Source organism: Micromonospora sp. NPDC050784, assembly GCF_044456765.1.
Lineage (GTDB): Bacteria > Actinomycetota > Actinomycetes > Mycobacteriales > Micromonosporaceae > Micromonospora > Micromonospora foliorum.
Map to the genome: position 1 here is coordinate 62,847 of NZ_JBITGG010000003.1, position 16,240 is coordinate 79,086.

16 protein-coding genes are annotated in these 16,240 nt (G+C 69.6%); 10 read left to right on the forward strand and 6 right to left on the reverse strand.

The window, feature by feature from the left end; translation table 11 throughout:
- Positions 1 to 180 precede the first annotated feature (180 nt).
- The gene (locus ACIBD9_RS04765; RefSeq protein ID WP_396714571.1) at positions 181 to 1,350 is read right to left on the reverse strand and encodes a glycosyltransferase; all 1,170 of its coding nucleotides are present in this window, start codon (positions 1,348 to 1,350) and stop codon (positions 181 to 183) included.
- 41 nt (positions 1,351 to 1,391) lie between these two features.
- Here ACIBD9_RS04765 and ACIBD9_RS04770 point away from each other — a divergent pair, with 41 nt between their 5' ends.
- Positions 1,392 to 2,006 carry a TetR/AcrR family transcriptional regulator gene (locus tag ACIBD9_RS04770; RefSeq protein WP_396714573.1) on the forward strand — a complete coding sequence of 205 codons (615 nt, stop codon included), beginning with the start codon at positions 1,392 to 1,394 and terminating at the stop codon, positions 2,004 to 2,006.
- Here ACIBD9_RS04770 and ACIBD9_RS04775 read toward each other — a convergent pair.
- Together ACIBD9_RS04775 and ACIBD9_RS04780 are read right to left on the reverse strand one after the other, a co-directional pair.
- On the reverse strand, positions 2,003 to 2,212 hold the full coding sequence (locus ACIBD9_RS04775; protein ID WP_396714575.1) for a DUF397 domain-containing protein: 210 nt from the start codon (positions 2,210 to 2,212) through the stop codon (positions 2,003 to 2,005). The two genes, ACIBD9_RS04770 and ACIBD9_RS04775, sit on opposite strands and share 4 nt — an antisense overlap.
- On the reverse strand, positions 2,209 to 3,072 hold the full coding sequence (locus tag ACIBD9_RS04780; protein WP_396714577.1) for a helix-turn-helix domain-containing protein: 864 nt from the start codon (positions 3,070 to 3,072) through the stop codon (positions 2,209 to 2,211). Before ACIBD9_RS04780 ends, ACIBD9_RS04775 begins: the two co-directional genes overlap by 4 nt.
- A gap of 324 nt (positions 3,073 to 3,396) precedes the next feature.
- Between ACIBD9_RS04780 and ACIBD9_RS04785 the strand changes: the two genes are divergently transcribed.
- Together ACIBD9_RS04785 and ACIBD9_RS04790 are read left to right on the forward strand one after the other, a co-directional pair.
- Positions 3,397 to 3,645 carry a DivIVA domain-containing protein gene (locus ACIBD9_RS04785; protein WP_396714579.1) on the forward strand — a complete coding sequence of 83 codons (249 nt, stop codon included), beginning with the start codon at positions 3,397 to 3,399 and terminating at the stop codon, positions 3,643 to 3,645.
- Positions 3,646 to 3,740: 95 nt separating this feature from the next.
- A complete protein-coding gene (locus ACIBD9_RS04790) occupies positions 3,741 to 3,977 on the forward strand; it encodes a hypothetical protein (protein ID WP_396715052.1) in 237 nt (78 codons plus the stop codon).
- 119 nt (positions 3,978 to 4,096) lie between these two features.
- Here the strand turns inward: ACIBD9_RS04790 and ACIBD9_RS04795 are convergent, their stop codons facing one another.
- Entirely contained in the window at positions 4,097 to 4,873 is a 777-nt protein-coding gene (locus ACIBD9_RS04795; RefSeq protein WP_396714581.1) for a DeoR/GlpR family DNA-binding transcription regulator, read from the reverse strand.
- Between the two features lie 37 nt (positions 4,874 to 4,910).
- Positions 4,911 to 6,902 carry a beta-galactosidase gene (locus ACIBD9_RS04800; protein ID WP_396714583.1) on the reverse strand — a complete coding sequence of 664 codons (1,992 nt, stop codon included), beginning with the start codon at positions 6,900 to 6,902 and terminating at the stop codon, positions 4,911 to 4,913.
- Positions 6,903 to 7,185: 283 nt separating this feature from the next.
- On the opposite strand from ACIBD9_RS04800, the gene ACIBD9_RS04805 reads away from it, so the two are divergent.
- The 7 genes from ACIBD9_RS04805 (at position 7,186) to ACIBD9_RS04835 (ending at position 14,773) form a co-directional block, all read left to right on the forward strand.
- Positions 7,186 to 8,514, forward strand: a complete 1,329-nt coding sequence (locus ACIBD9_RS04805) for an ABC transporter substrate-binding protein (protein ID WP_396714585.1) — start codon at positions 7,186 to 7,188, stop codon at positions 8,512 to 8,514.
- Positions 8,515 to 8,535: 21 nt separating this feature from the next.
- Positions 8,536 to 9,492 carry a carbohydrate ABC transporter permease gene (locus tag ACIBD9_RS04810; protein WP_396714587.1) on the forward strand — a complete coding sequence of 319 codons (957 nt, stop codon included), beginning with the start codon at positions 8,536 to 8,538 and terminating at the stop codon, positions 9,490 to 9,492.
- The gene (locus ACIBD9_RS04815) at positions 9,489 to 10,403 is read left to right on the forward strand and encodes a carbohydrate ABC transporter permease (RefSeq protein WP_387175713.1); all 915 of its coding nucleotides are present in this window, start codon (positions 9,489 to 9,491) and stop codon (positions 10,401 to 10,403) included. The genes ACIBD9_RS04810 and ACIBD9_RS04815 overlap by 4 nt, the downstream gene beginning before the upstream one ends.
- Positions 10,400 to 12,607 (forward strand): alpha-galactosidase, encoded by a 2,208-nt coding sequence (locus tag ACIBD9_RS04820; RefSeq protein WP_396714589.1) that lies wholly within the window; start codon positions 10,400 to 10,402, stop codon positions 12,605 to 12,607. The genes ACIBD9_RS04815 and ACIBD9_RS04820 overlap by 4 nt, the downstream gene beginning before the upstream one ends.
- Before the next feature lie 104 nt (positions 12,608 to 12,711).
- On the forward strand, positions 12,712 to 13,113 hold the full coding sequence (locus ACIBD9_RS04825; RefSeq protein ID WP_396714591.1) for a YciI family protein: 402 nt from the start codon (positions 12,712 to 12,714) through the stop codon (positions 13,111 to 13,113).
- Positions 13,114 to 13,116: 3 nt separating this feature from the next.
- Positions 13,117 to 14,406 carry an RNA polymerase sigma factor gene (locus ACIBD9_RS04830; RefSeq protein ID WP_396715054.1) on the forward strand — a complete coding sequence of 430 codons (1,290 nt, stop codon included), beginning with the start codon at positions 13,117 to 13,119 and terminating at the stop codon, positions 14,404 to 14,406.
- 46 nt (positions 14,407 to 14,452) lie between these two features.
- Entirely contained in the window at positions 14,453 to 14,773 is a 321-nt protein-coding gene (locus ACIBD9_RS04835; protein WP_396714593.1) for a DMT family transporter, read from the forward strand.
- 55 nt (positions 14,774 to 14,828) lie between these two features.
- Here the strand turns inward: ACIBD9_RS04835 and ACIBD9_RS04840 are convergent, their stop codons facing one another.
- Positions 14,829 to 16,190, reverse strand: a complete 1,362-nt coding sequence (locus tag ACIBD9_RS04840) for a cellulase family glycosylhydrolase (protein ID WP_396714595.1) — start codon at positions 16,188 to 16,190, stop codon at positions 14,829 to 14,831.
- Between the last annotated feature and the right edge of the window lie 50 nt (positions 16,191 to 16,240).

Here is a 16,240-nt window from a genome sequence, read left to right on the forward strand (position 1 = left end):
GTGCGACGCCGACCGCTCCAGGTTGGAGTCGGACGTTGACTCGAACGGCACCCTATCCAGCACCCCTGTGAGGTGGCTGTGAAGCGCCCGGACGGCCGGCGTCCGTTGATCGACTGCGGTTCATGAAAGGCGGGGTGTCCCGTCGACCGGGACACCCCGATTTCAGCGAGCCCGAGTCGATCAACCCTGGCTTTGGCCGATCACCTCGGCGCGCAGCCGCTCGGCGACCTCGTCGGGCGACGGCATCGTGGCGACCTCGGCGCCGATCCGGCGAGCCGCCTCGGTGAACGTCGGCTCGTCGAGCAGCCGGCGCAGTGCCGCCGCGATGGCGGCCGGGCCGGCCTGCCCGGGCATCAGTGCAAGACCCGCTCCGGACGCGGCGACCCGGTCCGCCTGGATGAACTGGTCGGCGCCCTGGGGTACGACCACCATCGGGACGCCACGGGCCAGCGTGCCGAGGGTGGTGCCGGCGCCGCCGTGGGTGATGACCGCGCTGACGTTCTCCAGCAACTGGGCCAGCGGCACGAAGGGGGTGAACTCCACCCGCTCCGAGTCGAGCTGGTAGTCCTCCGGCTCGCCGTCGAGGCCGAGCGTGGCCAGCACGTCGACGTCGACGTCGGTGAGGGCGCCCAGCAGCGGGCCGACCACGGCGGGGTCGGCGAAGACCGTACCGAAGCTGACCAGCACCCGGGGACGCCCGCCGGCCGGCGGCGTGTGCGCGCCCGTCGAAGCGTCGGGCGCCTGGTGCGGTTCCGGCCGCAGCGCGATCCGCTCCACCCCCTGCGGTACGGCGAAGCCCTCGAACTGCAGCCCCGGTGGGCAGGTGTCCAGCAGCCACCGCCCGGCCTGGACGCGCTGCGGCGCGGGCAACCCGCGCTCCTCGTAGCGGGAGCGGACCACCGCGATCAGCGGGTCGGTGAACTCGGCCGGCACCGCCGGGCCGAAGGCGAGGGTGGCCAGCGGTACGTCGAGACCGGCGGCGACCAGCGGCCCCACGAAGTCGAGCATCTCGTTGACGATCAGATCCGGCTGCCAGCTCTTTGCCTGCGCGAACGCCTCGTCGGCGGTGAGGTCGACCCGGACCCCGGCGAAGAACTCGGCGACCGCCTCCGGGATCGGCTCGGTCGCGGGGTTGATGCCCAGCTTTCGCCCCACCTCGGCGAAGAGGGCATCCGGCATGGGGCCAGCCGGCAGCAGCTCGATGCCCTCGGGAGCGAGGAGCGGGGCCATGCCCGCAGCGGTCACCACGGCAACGTCGTGGCCTTGACGCCGGAACGCGCGGATCAGGGGCAGAAGCGGGAGGAAGTGCCCGAAAGACGGCACGTTCGAGAAGACGACTCGCATGTTCATCAGAATACTCTTCTGACGAGATGGGCCGGTAGAGTGCCCTGGTGGCCGCTCAACCCCGCGCCAGTCGGCGCCAGGAGAGCGCCGAGCAAACGCGGCAGTTGATCTTGGATGCGGCGCAGGATCTGTTCATCACCCAGGGGTACGCCGCCACGACGGTCAACGACATCGCCGCCCGCGCCCGGGTTGCCGTGGCGACCGTCTACACCAGCGTCGGCGGCAAGCCGACGCTGCTGCGGGCGCTCATCGAGGCGGGTGTGAACGACCCGGAGACCGCGCGGAACGTGGCGGCCATCGCGGTCGCCGCCGACCCCGGCGAGGTCGTGCGGCTGATCGGCGCCGGGACACGGTACGGCCACCAGAGCCGCCCGCACACCATCCAACTGATGAGGGCGGCGCCGGGCATGACGGCGAGCGCGGCGGAAGCGGCGCGCGACGGCGCGGCGGCGTACCGGCAGGCGCTACGGGTCGGCGCGGTACGCCTCGACGAACTCTCCGCCCTACGTCCGGGCCTCACCGTCGAACAGGCCACCCAGGTGCTCTGGTTCTACTTCGGGCTGCACTCCTGGCCACAGCTGGTCGACGAGGGTGGCTGGTCGTACGACGAGGCCGAGCACTGGCTGGTCGACCGGGCCACCGAGGCACTTCTCCGGCCCTAGCCGAACTCGCCGTCCTTGATCCCGAGGACGAACACGGTCCACCCCTCGGCGGGGTAGACGAGGGTTGCCGCCGCCCGGTCCTTGCTGTCCCGCACCGCCACTCGACCTGAACCGTCCAGGATGGGACCCGCCTCGACACAGCTACCACCGTTGCTGTCGCTCTTGCTGCTGATGTGCCAAGCCACCTCGGACATGCTCTCGCTCATGACAACTCCTCCGCGATGCTCGTGATCAACTTCGTTGACTCACTCTCGCTGAGCGCAGAATCCAGCAGACGCCCATAGGCACGAACGAAGCGCTCAGCCTTCGGCGACTCCAGGTAGAGCCGCCCTCCCAAAGACTCGACGTAGGCAACCGCAGGATACGGCTCTGGCAGCCGGAATATCCAGAACGTACCGTCGAGCCCTTGGTGCAGGGCTACCCCGCACGGCATCACTCTGATTGCGACGTTACCCAATCGCTGCGCCTGCGTGAGGTGGTGCAGTTGTCGGCGTAACACCTCCGGCCCGCCGACCATCCGGCGCAGCACAGCTTCGTCTATCACAGTAGAAATCGTCAGTGGGCGGCGTCGCCTCAGAACCTCTTGACGGGTCATCCGAAGGTCGACCCAGCGGTTGATCGTCGCCTCGGTAGCTCCCGGTTCTGCCGCATTACGAATCACCGCCTCGGCGTACTCCCGGGTCTGAAGCAGCCCGGGGACCAGGGTGAGATGGAAGCAGCAGACCTGCTCCGCGCGACCTTCCAGCCAGGGGTATTCGATGAAGGAGGCGTCCACTACGTCGCCATAGTCCTCGTCCCACCGGTCGGTGCGCCAAACCTCCTCGGCAAGCGCCAGCAGACGGGCCCGCTCGGCTGCGTGGTGAAATCCGTAGAGATCCAACAGCGCGATCACATCACCCTTGCGGATCGGCCAGTCCGCGCGTTCGTACCGACCAAGCGCCGACATGTCGCGTTGCAGATGCTCGGCGACCAACTTCAACGTCATCCCCCGCTCCTCCCGCAGGGTCCGCAATTGCTGACCCAGCCATTGCGCACGGAGGGTCCGGATGAACGGCTTGTGCGGCATGGTCCACCTCTCGATTCGTTGGCGAAGCCGCGTAGGAACCATTGCTCCAGTTCCAAGCGACTGGAAACGTGGCCTTCGGGTGAGGTGATCGCCGGCCCCCGGGGACGCCCGGTGCGAAAACGGCAACCGCGGCTGTGCCAACAGCCGAGAAGGTGACGAGAGACGGCCTCGCGAGTGGCAGGCGCATACCGGCTCTCGTCGGGTCTCAACTAGAGCGTCGGGATGTGCGAACCCGGCTCCGAACCGACTTGAACGAATACCTACCACGAAGAAGGGCGCCCCGCGACCCTGACTCACCCATTGAGGAACGACGAGAGGTGACCGATGCCCAGAGGCACGCTCTACGACGGCGGTCGGCTGCATCCACGGCATGTCCGCGACCGCCAGTTCACCACCGTCGGCTTCGGCCGGCGGGGCCTCCACCCTGGCGAGGTGCGGCGGTTTCTGCAACGCGTCGCGCTCGACCTCACTGCACTGCACCACGACCTGGCGCAGCTCAGTGAGGAGAACGCACGGATGAAGCGGGCGCTGCGCGTCCGACAGAGTGCCTGGTCCGAGAGGCATCGGCCGTGATCCCGCCGGACGAACCACCCGGCGGGATCTTCGTACCGCTGCCTCGGGCCGCCGTGTTGGCGTTCACCGAGTCAACCGAACCGCTGCCCCGACACGTGATCCACCTGCCGGTGGCGGTTCCCGACCTGGCCGGGGCGCTGGATCTGGCCCGTACGCTCGCCCGGTCGCTGGCCTCGACGCCACAGGCCGACGTCGCGGGCATCACGGTGTCGGCCGAGGACGCGCAGCACGTACGACATTGGGTTTTCTGCGACCGGATCATGCCCGATCGCCGCCGCTGCACGCGAGACGCCGACCACGTCGGCACCTGCCTCCCCACCGACAGCCCCTAGTGAGGGCCAGCCCAACACCCTCCGCGATCTTGCACATTCTGTCGCGACTTGTAGGACATTCCACGCATCTCGACGACACAAACTGCAAGATCGACGCGGGGCAGCGCGCGCGGGGCGCCCTAGTCGGGTTCCACGACCACCAGCTCGCCTACCTGTTCACCGATCGTGGTGCGCGCCTCCGTCGGCAGCCCACGGTCGGTGATCAGTACGTCGGCGGCCTCCAGTGGGGCGATGGTGGCGATGCCGATCGTCTCCCACTTGGTGTGGTCGGCGAGCACCACGAGTCGGCGGGCCGCGCCGATGAGGCAGCGGTTGACGCCGGCCTCCAGCAGGTTGGGGGTGGTGAACCCGGTCCGTGGGCTCAGCCCGTGCACGCCGAGGAAGAGCAGGTCGACGTTGAGCGCGCTGATCGCCGCCTCGGCCACCGGCCCGGTCAACGCGTCCGACGGGGTGCGGATGCCACCGGTCAACACGACGGTCTGGTCGGCGCGCGGGTTCTGGTACAGCGCGTCGGCCACCGGGATCGAGTTGGTCACCACGGTCAGCCCGCGTACGTCGGAGAGGAGCGTGGCCAGCGCGGCGGTGGTGGTGCCGGCGGAGAGCGCGATGGCCATCCCCGGCTCCACCATTGTCGCCGCGCGCTCGGCGATGGCCCGCTTCTCCGCCTGCTGGCGGATCGACTTGGCGGCGAAGCCGGGTTCCTCGGCCGAACCCGGCCCGGCGAGCGTGGCACCGCCGTGCACCTTGTCGACCAGGCCGCGCTCGGCCAACACCTCCAGGTCGCGCCGGATCGTCATGTCGGACACGCCGAACCGACTGACCAGGTGACTCACCCGTACCCCGCCGCGTTGGCGGATCAGATCGAGAATGGCGGTCTGCCGCTGCTGGGCGAGCATCTGGGGACCCTCCTTCGCACCGTGACTGTCGTCAGAATCAGGTCCGATCCTCACGGACCACCGCCACCTCACCGGCCGGCAGCGCGAGCTCACCGGCACAGTGCCCTCCGGTCAACAGCTCGACGCCGTGCGCCGGCAGGCGTACCTCGGTGTCGGTGTGGTTGATCGCGAACAGCCAGGTCCGGTCGCCGTCGCGGCGGCGGACCACCTCCACCCCGGGCGGCGCCGACGCCGCCGGGCGGACGCCGGTCTCGGCGAGCAGGCGGGCCACCAACCGGTCCGTGGCCGGCTCGTCCAGCCGGGTGCCGACATACCAGGCGGCGCCGTCGCCCACCTGGTTGCGGGTCAGCGCCGGCACGCCCGGCAAGGGCCCATCGGTGTACGACGCGAGCACCTCGGCGCCGTCGGGGTGCACCCACTCGGTCCACACGTCGGCGGTGCTGCCGTCGTCGAGACGGACCTTTTCGCCCTCGCGCAGTGGGAAGAACTCCTCGGTCCGGACGCCGAGCAACTCCCGGAACGCGCCCGGGTAACCGCCCAGCCGGATGTGGTCGTTGGCGTCCACGATGCCGCTGAAGTAGGTGACCGCCGCCGTGCCGCCGGCCTCGACGTACCGGTGCAGCGCGGCGACGTCGGCGTCCCGGACCAGGTAGAGGGTCGGCACCAGGACCAGCCGGTAGCCACTGAGGTCGGCCGACGGGTGGACGACGTCGGCGGTCACGCCGGCCCGCCAGAGCGAGCCGTACAGGGCGTTCATCCGGTCGGCGTAGGTGACGTCGACGCTGGGGTGCGAATCCAGCTCGACCGCCCACCACGCCTCCCAGTCGAAGAGGATCGCCACGTCGGCGTCCACCCGGCTACCGCGGATCTCGGCCAGCGCCTTCAGGTCCGCGCCGAGCTGGCAGACCTCGCGGAACACCTTGGTGTCCGGTCCGGCGTGCGGGACCAGCGCGGAGTGGAACTTCTCCGCGCCGGCCCGGGAGGCGCGCCACTGGAAGAAGAGCACCCCGTCGGCGCCCCGGGCGACGTGCGCGAGGCTGTTGCGACGCAGCTGACCGGGCAGCTTGGCCACGTTGCGCGGCTGCCATTGGACGGCGCTGGTGGAGTGCTCCATGAGCAACCACGGGTCACCGCCGGCGACGCCCCGGGTGTGGTCGGCGGCGAGCGCCAGCCCGAGGTGCGCCTGCGGGTCGGCGGCGGTCATGTAGTGGTCGTTGGAGACGAGGTCCACGTCGGACGCCCAGGACTGGTAGTCCATGTGCTTGACGCCCATGCCGATCATGAAGTTGGTGGTGATCGGCTGACGGACCAGTGTCCTCAGCACCTCGCGTTCGGCGCGCAGTTGGGCGCGCAACTCCTCGGAGGAGAAGCGCAGGAAGTCCAACTGCTGCGTGGGGTTGGCGAAGGCAGTCACCGTGCGCGGCGGGTTGATCTCGGCCCAGTCGCCATAACGCTGGCTCCAGAACGCGGTGCCCCAGGCGTCGTTGAGCCGGTCCAGGTCGCCATAGCGCTCGCGCAGCCAGCCGCGGAACGCCTCCGCGCTGACATCGCAGTAGCAGTGCACGTTGTGGCAGCCCAGCTCGTTGGAGATGTGCCACATGACCACGGCGGGATGCTCGGCGTACCGGCCGGCGACCGCGCGTACCAGCTCCAGCGACCGCTCGCGGAACACCGGGGAGCTGGGGCAGTACGCCTGCCGGCCACCCGGCCAGAGGATCGTGCCGTCGGCCCGGCGGGGCAGTGTCTCCGGGTGCGCGCGGGCCAACCACGGCGGTGGGCTGGCCGTTGCGGTCGCCAGGTCGACCTGGATGCCGCCGTCGTGCAGCAGGTCCAGCACCCGGTCCAGCCAGCCGAACTCGAACCGGCCCGGGGTGGGCTCCAGCAGCGCCCAGGAGAAGATGCCGACGGAGACCAGGTTGACCCCGGCTCGGCGCATCAGGTCGACGTCCTCCGGCCAGGTTTCCTCGGGCCACTGCTCGGGGTTGTAGTCGCCGCCGAAATAGATGCTGTTCCCCTGCCATTGCCGCATGACAGCTGAGGGTGCACCCGCTGGCCCAGGGAAGTCAACAGGTTCCAACATCGAGCTTCTTTCCAACGTTTACTAGGTAACGGCCGTGTCACGACTGGGTTATCAGAGGCGAACTGCCCTCTTGACAGCGCCCGACTGGAGGGTAGCTTGAGGCCCCAATGGCCGTTCGTGTTCGCCAATGTGGATTCTCGGTGGATCTCAATGTGTGATCACGACGCCGGACCTGCCTTCACCACCCCTGAGGCCCTTGGGCGTAGCTCCTTCTCATCCGCAGGAGGCACAGATGTCCCGTCCCCAATCCCAAGCCGAGTACCTGGCTCGGCTCGTACCGCCCTCAGTCGCCGGCATCAACCGACGATCGTTGCTGGCCGGCGCGGCCGGCACGGGCGCGCTGCTCGGCACCGGACTGCTCGCCGGCTGCGGTGACGACTCCGGCTCCGGGGGGTCCAGCAAGGACGTGTCGCTCGGCTCGAACCAGTCCGACCCGAAGCCGAAGGACGTCCTCGCCAAGGTCACCGACGGCTTCAAGACCTCGTCCGGGGTGCAGGTCGCGGTGAACACGGTCGACCACAACACGTTCCAGGAGAACATCAACAATTACCTACAGGGCAAGCCGGACGACGTGTTCACCTGGTTCGCCGGCTACCGGATGCGCTTCTTCGCGCAGAAGGGCCTGGCCAGCGACATCAGCGACGTGTGGGGCAAGCTCTCCGGCTACTCCGACGCCTTCAAGAAGGCATCCACCGGCGACGACGGCAAACAGTACTTCGTACCGGCGTCCTACTACCCGTGGGCGATGTTCTACCGCAAGTCCGTGTGGCAGCAACACGGTTACCAGGTGCCCACCACCCTGGACCAGCTCACGGCGCTCGGCGCGCAGATGAAGAGGGACGGCCTCACCCCCATCGCCTTCGCCGACAAGGACGGCTGGCCGGCGATGGGCACCTTCGACATCCTCAACCTGCGCATCAACGGCTACCAGTTCCACGTCGACCTGATGGCAGGCAAGGAGGCCTGGACCTCCGACAAGGTCAAGAAGGTCTTCGACACCTGGGCCGGTCTGCTCCCCCTGCACCAGCCGGACAGCCTCGGCCGCACCTGGCAGGAGGCCGCGCAGTCGTTGCAGCAGAAGAAGAGCGGCATGTACATGCTCGGCCTCTTCGTCGGTCAGCAGTTCAGCAACGAGGAGCAGAACGACCTCGACTTCTTCACCTTCCCCGAGATCGACCCGGCCATCGGCGCCAAGGCGCTGGACGCCCCGATCGACGGCTACATGATGGCGCGTAAGCCCAAGAACGAGGACAACGCGCGCAAGCTGCTGGAGTACTTCGGTGGCAAGGAGGCCGGCGACATCACGGTCAAGAACGACCCGGCCACCCTGGTCGCCAACACCAGCGCGGACGTCAGCGGCTACACCGCCCTGCAGAAGAAGGCCGCCGAACTGGTCGGGTCGGCCACCGAGATCGCCCAGTTCCTCGACCGGGACACCCGGCCGGACTTCGCCTCCACGGTGATGATCCCGGCGATCCAGCAGTTCATCAAGAACCCCAAGGACATCGACGGTCTCACCTCGTCCATCGAGAACCAGAAAAAGTCGATCTTCACTGACTGACGGCGGAAGGGGGAGGACATCGTGTCCGACCTGCCCCTGATCCAAGCGGATCGCGCCGTGCCACCGCCGGCCACGACCACCTCCACGGGTGGTCGTCGCCGGCGGCTACGGCTCCTGTCCCGCACCGACCGCGTGGTCATCACGCTGATGGTGCTCGTCCCGCTGCTGCTCGTCACCGGATTCGTCTGGTTGCCGGCGGCGGCCACCGTGCTGCTCTCCGGCACCAACTGGGACGGCATCGGCCCACTCAACGAGATCGAGTTCGTCGGCGCGCGCAACTACAGCGACGTGGTGAACATCTACCCGCCGTTCGTGCCGGCGATCCAGCACAACCTGCTCTGGCTGGCGGCGCTGTTCGTGGTCGCCACCCCGTTCGGCATGTTCCTGGCCGTGCTGCTGGACAAGGAGCTGCGTGGCAGCCGCTTCTACCAGACCGCGCTGTACCTGCCGGTGGTGCTCTCGCTGGCGCTCATCGGCTTCGTCTGGCAGCTGCTCTACTCCCGCGACCAGGGGCTGATCAACGCCGTCTTCGGCAGCAACATCGACTGGTACGGCGACTCGAACGTCAACATCTGGGCGGTGATGGTCGCCTCGGGGTGGCGGCACGTCGGTTACATCATGCTGCTCTACCTGGCCGGGCTGAAGGGCGTCGATCCATCGTTGCGCGAGGCGGCGGCGGTCGACGGCGCCTCGGAGAGCCGGGCGTTCTTCCGGGTCGTGTTCCCGGTCATGCGGCCGATCAACATCATCGTGCTGGTGGTGACCGTGATCGAGTCGCTGCGCGCGTTCGACCTCGTCTGGGTGGTCAACAAGGGCCGCAACGGGCTGGAGCTGATCTCCGCGCTGGTCACCCAGAACGTGGTGGGTGAGGCGAGCCGGATCGGGTTCGGCTCGGCACTGGCAACGATCATGCTGGTCGTCTCGCTGGTCTTCATCACCATCTACCTGGCGACCGTGATGAGGGAGAACCGGCAATGAGCACCGCGACCATCACCCGGCGTACCGAGGGCGGGCCCGACGCGCCGCCGCGCCGCCGCAAGCTGACCCCGTTACGGATACTGCTGCACGGCTTCCTCATCGTCGTCTCGCTGGCCTGGCTCTTCCCGATCGCCTGGGCGGTGCTGACCTCGCTGCGGTCGTACGACTACACCGCCGCGAACGGCTACGTGTCGTTCGGCGGCTGGACGTTCGACAACTACGTCACCGCCTGGCGGACGGCGGAGTTCGGCCAGCACTTCCTCAACTCGGTGTACATCACGGTGCCGGCGGTGCTGCTTACCCTCTTCCTCGCCTCCTGCGTGGCGTTCGTCATCGCCCGGTTCAGTTGGAAGCTCAACCTCGTCCTGCTCGGGATCTTCACCGCGGCCAACCTGCTGCCCCAGCAGGCGCTGCTCATCCCGCTGTTCCGGCTGTTCACCGAGGTGCCGCTGCCGGAGTTCATGAGCGACTCGGAGCTGCTCTACGACAGCTACTGGGGCCTGATCCTGATCAACGTGGCCTTCCAGTGCGGTTTCTGCGTCTTCGTGCTCAGCAACTACATGAAGGCGCTGCCCCGTGACCTGTACGAGGCGGCGATGGTCGACGGGGCGAGCATCTGGCGGCAGTACTGGCAGGTCACCATGCCGCTGTGCCGGCCGGCCCTGGCCGCGCTGGCGACGCTGGAGGTGACCTGGATCTACAACGAGTTCTTCTGGGCCACCGTCCTCATGCGTACCGGCGACAAGTTCCCGGTGACCAGCTCGCTCAACAACCTGCGCGGTGAGTTCTTCACCGACAACAACCTGGTCTCGGCGGGCAGCGTGCTCGTCGCGATCCCCACCCTGGTGATCTTCTTTATGCTCCAGCGGCACTTCGTTCGGGGCCTGACCTTGGGAGCCTCAAAGGGATGACGATCCTGCACCTGCGCCGCGCGCGGACCAGCCTGGTGCTCGACGCGCGCGGCCCGGGGCTGCCCCGGGTCGTGCACTGGGGCGGTGACGTCGGCGACCTCGACGACGACGGCCTGCGCCAGCTCGTCGACGCGACCGTACCGCCGGTGGTGCCGAGCAGCTTCGACCAGCCGACCGTGCTGTCCCTGCTGCCGGAGGCGAGCGCCGGCTGGAGTGGACGGCCCGGCCTGGCCGGGCACCGCGACCGACGAGACTGGTCCACGTCCTTCCGCCTGGACGGGTGGGACGTGCGCGACAACGACCCCGACCCGGGCCACCTGGCTGCGGGCGGGGAGGTGGTGGGCGTACTCCCCTCCTACGGTGGGCACGGCGGGCCCGGCGGGGCGCTGCTGACCGTGCGGGCGTCGGACCCGGCCGCCGGGCTGACCCTGACCATCGAGATCACGCTCGACCCGTACGGCCTGCTCACCGTGCGGCACCGGCTGCGCAACGACGGCGACAGCGCGTACGAGCTGCGGGAGTTGACGCCGGCGCTGCCGGTGCCGGCGGTCGCCACCGAGCTGCTCGACCTGACCGGCCGGTGGTGTCGGGAACGGTCCCCGCAGCGGCACCCGTGGCAGCACGGCGCCTGGGTCCGCGAGGGCCGACACGGTCGTACCGGGCATGACGCCACGCTGCTGCTGGTGGCCGGCACCGCCGGGTTCGGCTTCGGCCACGGCGAGGTCTGGGCGGTGCACACCGCCTGGAGCGGCGACCACGTGACGTTCGCCGAGCGTCGGCCCACCGGCGAGTCGACCCTCGGTGGCGGCGAGCTGTTGGCCCCCGGGGAGGTCCGGCTCGGCCCCGGCGAGTCGTACGAGACTCCCCTGCTCTACGCGGTCTGGTCCGACGCCGGCCTGGACGGGCTCAGCGACGTGCTGCACACCCACCTCCGGGCGCGTCCCGGGCACCCGCGCTCTCCCCGCCCGGTGACTTTGAACGTCTGGGAGGCGGTCTACTTCGACCACGACCTGGACCGCCTGCGGGCGCTCGCCGACCGGGCCGCACAGATCGGTGTGGAGCGGTTCGTGCTCGACGACGGCTGGTTCCGCGGCCGGCGCGACGACACCGCCGGGCTCGGCGACTGGTACGTCGACGAGGGCGTCTGGCCGGACGGCCTGCAACCGTTGATCGACCATGTGACCGGCCAGGGCCTCCAGTTCGGCCTCTGGGTCGAGCCGGAGATGGTCAACCCCGACTCGGACCTGTTCCGCGCGCACCCCGACTGGCTGCTCGCCGTGCCGGGGCGGCTGCCGCCGGCCTGGCGTCACCAGCAGGTGCTCGACCTGGGCCGCCCCGAGGCGTACGACTATGTGCTGGAACGCCTCGACACGCTGCTCACCGACCACCCCGGCATCCGGTACCTCAAGTGGGACCAGAACCGGGACCTCACCGAGGCCGGGCACCACGGCCGTCCCGGGGTGCACGGGCAGACCCTGGCGGTCTACCGGCTCTTCGACGAGTTGCGCAATCGGCACCCGGGCGTGGAGATCGAGAGCTGCTCGTCCGGCGGAGCCCGGGTGGACCTGGCCATCCTGGCCCGCACCGACCGGGTCTGGGCCAGCGACTGCAACGACGCCCTGGAGCGGCTCAGCATCCAGCGCTGGACCGGGCTGCTGCTGCCACCCGAGCTGATCGGCACCCACATCGGGCCGGAACGCTCGCACACCACCAACCGCGTACACGACCTGGGTTTCCGGGCGGCGACGGCGCTCTTCGGCCACCACGGCATCGAGTGGGACATCGCGTCGACCAGCGCTGCCGAACAGACCGAGCTGGCCGCCTGGGTGGCACTGCACAAGCGGCTGCGCCCGCTGCTGCACGCTGGCCGGGTGGTCCGGGTCGATCACCCGGACCCGGCCGTCTGGGCACACGGCGTGGTCGATCACGACAACACCCGAGCGGTGTACGCGGTGGCCCGGCTGGCCACCTCGGTGGCGCAGGTCCCCGGCGCGGTACGGCTGCCCGGCCTCGACCCGGGTCGGCGGTACCGGGTGCGACAGGTGTCGGGCGTACCGGCCCCGGCGACCATCGACCTGTCCGCGCCCACCTGGCTGGCGGGTGGTCTCACCCTCAGTGGGGCGGCGCTGGCCCGGATGGGTGTGCAGGTGCCCGCCCTGCACCCGGAGCAGACTCTGGTGCTGGAGGTCGACGCCGTCGACTGACAAGATTCTCAAGAATCTTCGGCCGGGGTGTCGAGAACGGCAGGGCGTGCTTCTACCTCAGGGTGAGAGCACCGACGAGGGTGCGCAGGTGTGAGGAGCCAACCATGAAGTACATGCTGTTGATGCAGTTCAGCGCCGCCGGTACCGACTTCCCGAGCATCGACACCTGGACCCAGGACGAGGTCCGGGCGCACATCGCGTTCATGGGCGAGGTCAACGACAAGCTCACCGCCGCCGGTGAGTGGGTCGACGCGCAGGGTCTCGGCGGCCCGCAGCAGGCCCGGATCGTCCGGGCTGGTGACGGCGGGGCGCCGGTGGTCACCGAGGGGCCGTTCGCCGAGACGAAGGAGTTCCTGGCCGGGTTCTGGATCGTCGACTGCGAGAGCCCGCAGCGGGCCGTGGAACTGGCCGCGTACATCTCCACGGCGCCCGGCCCCGGTGGCCGGCCGTTGAACATGCCGATCGAGGTGCACCCGGTGATGTCCGCCCCGTCCCAGGAGCTGTGAGGGCTGAACACCGATCCCCACGTCGAGGACCTGCTGCGCGAGTTGGCGCCGCAGGTCCTCGGCGTGCTCAGCCGCCGCTTCGGTGACTTCGCCACCGCCGAGGACGCGGTGCAGGAGGCGCTGCTGGCCGCCGCCACCCAGTGGCCGACCGAAGGGCTGCCGGCGAACCCGCGTGGCTGGCTGATCCAGGTCGGGTACCGCCGGATGATCGAGCTGGTCCGCGGTGAGCAGGCCCGACGCCGCCGGGAGGACCTGGTCGCCCGCCGGGATCCGGACGACCGGGGGTACGCGCCAGCCCCGGACGAGGAGTTGACCGCCGAGCGGGACGACACGCTGGTCCTGCTCTTCCTCTGCTGCCACCCGGCGCTCGCCCCGACGTCGGCGGTGGCGCTGACCCTGCGCGCTGTCGGCGGATTGAGCACCGCCGAGATCGCCCGCGCGTTCCTGGTGCCCGAGGCGACGATGGCACAGCGGATCAGCCGGGCCAAGCAGCGCATCAAGACGTCCGGGCTGCCGTTCCGGATGCCCGAGCAGGCGGAACGGGCGGACCGGCTGGTCGCCGTGCGGCAGGTGCTCTATCTGGTCTTCACCGAGGGGCACACCAGTACCACCGGTCCGGACCTGCGCCGCATCGACCTCGCGGCGGAGGCGATCCGGCTGACCCGCGCGCTGCACACGCTGCTGCCAAACGACAGCGAATCGGCCGGACTGCTGGCGTTGATGCTGCTCACCGAGGCACGCGGCCCGGCGCGGACCGGGCCCTCCGGCGAGCTGATCTCACTGGCCGATCAGGACCGCAGCCGCTGGGACGCGGCGGCGATCGCCGAGGGCGTCGCCCTGGTCACCCGGGCCCTGCCGCGTGGGCCGGCCGGCCCGTACCAGGTGCAGGCCGCCATCGCCGCCCTGCACGACGAGGCGCCGAGCACCGAGCAGACCGACTGGCCGCAGATCCTGGCGCTCTACGAGGTGCTGGAACGGATGCTCGGCAGCCCGGTGGTGGCCCTCAACCGGGCCGTGGCGACGGCCATGGTGCACGGCCCGGCCGCCGGCCTGACCGCCCTCGACGCGCTGAGCAGCGACCCGCAGTTGGCCGGACACCACCGGCTGGCCGCTGCCCGAGCCCACCTGCACGAGATGGCCGGTGACCAGGCCCAGGCGATCGCCGACTACCGGATCGCCGCCGCCCGCACGAGCAGCCGTCCCGAACAGCTCTACCTGACCATGCGAGCAGCCCGCCTGGCCGCCGACTCCGGCGTGGACGGGTCGGCTGGACGTGGATCTCGCCGGCGTTAGCCTGGGCGGCGACGGGCTCATCGACCACGACGGACCGAGGGGACGCATGGCGTACGTGCTGCTGGGGATCGCCATCCTCGCCGAGGTGCTGGCGACCAGCCTGATCAAGAGCACCGCCGGGTTCAGCCGCCTCTGGCCGACGGTGGCATGCCTCGGCGGTTACGCGTTGGCTTTCCTCCTGCTGGCGCAGGCCGTCAAGGAAATCCCGGTGGGTGTGGCGTACGCCCTCTGGTCGGGTCTGGGCACCGCGGCCATCGTGGCGATCGGGGCGGTGTTCCTGGGTGAGTCGGTGGGGCTCGCCAAGCTCACCGGCATCGCGCTGATCATCGCCGGAGTGGTCATCGTGAACCTGACCGGGGAGCACTGACCGGAACGGGTTCCGGTGGCCGGGTCCGACGCGCACCCGACCACCGGTCCTACGGTCAGCTCGCCGTGCAGCTCACCGCCGGCAGACTGTTGGTGCCGGTCCAACTGCCGAGGAAGCCGAAGGTGGCACTGGCCCCAGCGGCCAGCCGTCCGTTGTGGTCCGCGTTGCGGGCGGTCACCGTGGTTCCGCTGCTGGTAAGGGCCACATTCCACGACTGGGTGACGCGCTGGCCGTTGGCGAAGGTCCAGCCTGCGGTCCAGCCGGTGATCGCCCTCGCGCCGGCGGTCACCCGTACCTCACCCTGGAAGCCGCCCTGCCACTGGTTGGTCACCGTGTACGCCGCGGTGCAACCACCGGTCGGCGGGGGCGTCGTCGGGGGTGGGGTGGTCGGCGGTGGGGTGGTCGGCGGTGGCGTCGTCGGAGGTGGGGTGCCGCCGAAGACGCTGGCCTCGCGGGCGGTCTGCCGGATGCCGTTGACGCCGTTGAAGAGGCGCTGACCCCAGTCGGTCAGGCTCGCCGGGTTGAAGTTGGTGGCCAGGTCGAGGTACTCGACGCCGCCGCCGTTGCCGCTCCACGACCAGCCCAGCCAACCGATGCCGTTGGCCTGGCTGTACGCGAGGATGGCGTCCTCGTCCGGATTACCGTCGGAGTGGTTGAAGCCGAACTCACCGACCACGATGGGCAGGCCCGCCGAACGAAATCGGCCCAGATAGTCGCTGATCTCCGCCGCGGTGTCGAACACCCCGTACATGTGGATGGAGAACACGGTGTTGCGCGCCGGGTCGGCGGCGAAGACCGACGCGGCGTTGTCGCGCATGGTGAACGACCAGTCCTGCCCCCAGTTCGGGGCGTCCACCATGATCGTGTGGGTCAGCCCGCCGGCCCGCAGGCGCTTGATCGCATTGGCGTTGTCGGTGGCCCACGAGGCGTAGTTCTGGTTGCCGTACGGCTCGTTGCCGATGTTGACGATCACGTACCTCTCCTGGCCGGAGAGGACGTCGGCGAGGCTGAGCCAGTAGTCGACGGCGCGGTCGAGGGTGATCGCGCCGCTCTGCTCGCCGTACCCGGTGGTGTCGTGCACCTCCAGCACACAGATCAGCCGGTTGGCCTTGCAGAGCGAGATGACGTTGGCGACGTCGGCATTGGTGTTGCGGGTCCACCGGTCGCCGCTGGAGAGCACCACCCGCACGGTGTTCGCGCCGAGCGCCTTGACGTCGGCGAACGAGCTGGTTTGCTGCGGGTACCAGGTGTGCGCGTGGTTGACGCCGCGCATGATGAATTCGGCGCCGTTGGCGTCGTACAACTTGCCGCCAGCGACGGAGAAGCCGGCGGCCGCGTGCGCCGGCTGGCCGAACGCCAGCACGGTGACGAGCAACGCGAGCAGTGTCGCGCCGGCGGCGGAGAGTCGAGTCTTCATGGCCTTCCTCAGGGAGGACCCCCGGTGCCCGACAGGGGTGGGGACGTGAC

What these genes read in the sequence shown, in the direction of transcription:
- ACIBD9_RS04820 (WP_396714589.1), top strand. Translation starts at nt 10,400, where the DNA reads ATGACGATCCTGCACCTGCGCCGCGCGCGGACCAGCCTGGTGCTCGAC.
- ACIBD9_RS04800 (WP_396714583.1), bottom strand. Translation starts at nt 6,902, where the DNA reads ATGCGGCAATGGCAGGGGAACAGCATCTATTTCGGCGGCGACTACAAC.
- ACIBD9_RS04835 (WP_396714593.1), top strand. Translation starts at nt 14,453, where the DNA reads ATGGCGTACGTGCTGCTGGGGATCGCCATCCTCGCCGAGGTGCTGGCG.
- ACIBD9_RS04795 (WP_396714581.1), bottom strand. Translation starts at nt 4,873, where the DNA reads ATGCTCGCCCAGCAGCGGCAGACCGCCATTCTCGATCTGATCCGCCAA.
- ACIBD9_RS04840 (WP_396714595.1), bottom strand. Translation starts at nt 16,190, where the DNA reads ATGAAGACTCGACTCTCCGCCGCCGGCGCGACACTGCTCGCGTTGCTC.
- ACIBD9_RS04805 (WP_396714585.1), top strand. Translation starts at nt 7,186, where the DNA reads ATGTCCCGTCCCCAATCCCAAGCCGAGTACCTGGCTCGGCTCGTACCG.
- ACIBD9_RS04825 (WP_396714591.1), top strand. Translation starts at nt 12,712, where the DNA reads ATGAAGTACATGCTGTTGATGCAGTTCAGCGCCGCCGGTACCGACTTC.
- ACIBD9_RS04780 (WP_396714577.1), bottom strand. Translation starts at nt 3,072, where the DNA reads ATGCCGCACAAGCCGTTCATCCGGACCCTCCGTGCGCAATGGCTGGGT.
- ACIBD9_RS04765 (WP_396714571.1), bottom strand. Translation starts at nt 1,350, where the DNA reads ATGAACATGCGAGTCGTCTTCTCGAACGTGCCGTCTTTCGGGCACTTC.
- ACIBD9_RS04775 (WP_396714575.1), bottom strand. Translation starts at nt 2,212, where the DNA reads ATGAGCGAGAGCATGTCCGAGGTGGCTTGGCACATCAGCAGCAAGAGC.
- ACIBD9_RS04785 (WP_396714579.1), top strand. Translation starts at nt 3,397, where the DNA reads ATGCCCAGAGGCACGCTCTACGACGGCGGTCGGCTGCATCCACGGCAT.
- ACIBD9_RS04815 (WP_387175713.1), top strand. Translation starts at nt 9,489, where the DNA reads ATGAGCACCGCGACCATCACCCGGCGTACCGAGGGCGGGCCCGACGCG.